At 66.2% G+C, this 743-nt stretch carries 1 protein-coding gene; it reads left to right on the top strand.

Annotated elements, in window-relative coordinates:
• Positions 1-127: 127 nt before the first annotated feature.
• Positions 128-682, top strand: a complete 555-nt coding sequence (lspA, locus tag VE25_RS20420; RefSeq protein WP_052732118.1) for a signal peptidase II — start codon at positions 128-130, stop codon at positions 680-682.
• Positions 683-743 lie beyond the last annotated feature (61 nt).

Genomic DNA, 743 nt, shown 5'->3' with positions numbered 1-743 from the left:
GTACTACTCTCGGCCGCAGTGCCTGCGGCTCCTTCGAGCCCCTCCCCCTGGAGGGGAGGGGTTGGGGTGGGGGGAAGCATCAATCGGACTCGATTCCACCAATGGACACCGGGAGCGCAAGGCACCCATGACCTCCCGCCTTCTCGCTCCGTCCGTCCTCCTCTCCCTCATGCTCGGCGTCCTCGCCTTCGGGCTCGATCGCGCCCACAAGGCCTATCAGGTCTCGGCCGACTGCATCGCGATCGGCATGAGCAAATGCGTTGAGATCCCCGCGATCTACGTGCCCTTCTCCATGACCGGCTGGCGCGGCGGCGAGTTGGTGCGGGTCACCGATTTCTTCGACTATGTCCTCGTCTGGAACACCGGCATCTCCTATGGCCTGCTCGGCAGCCTGCCGGTCTGGGCGCTGGGCCTCGTCATGGTCGTCGCCATGGCCGCGCTTGCCATCTGGTGGTGGCGGGCCGACAGCATGCTGATCCGCGCCGGCCTCGCCCTCTGCCTCGGCGGCGCGCTCTCCAACGCCCTCGACCGGCTGATCTACGGCGCCGTCGCCGATTTCTTCCACTTCCACTGGGGCGGCTGGTCGTTCTACGTCTTCAACCTCGCCGACGTCGCCTTGACCGTCGGCGTCATCCTGCTGCTGCTGGATGTGTTGGGGGTAGGGCGACGCAATTCTGGGTGACCGCACAAATGATCGGCTATCGCCTCCCTCCCCCTTGAGGGGAGGGAACGAGGGTGGGGGT

It is taken from the genome of Devosia geojensis (genome assembly GCF_000969415.1).
Taxonomy (GTDB): Bacteria; Pseudomonadota; Alphaproteobacteria; order Rhizobiales; family Devosiaceae; genus Devosia; species Devosia geojensis.
The sequence above is the reverse complement of the archived record's forward strand: the minus strand, read 5'-3'. Positions and strand labels throughout refer to the sequence as shown.

Bases quoted from the DNA above. Each gene is read 5' to 3' on its own strand.
- lspA (WP_052732118.1), top strand. From the start codon at position 128: ATGACCTCCCGCCTTCTCGCTCCGTCCGTCCTCCTCTCCCTCATGCTC.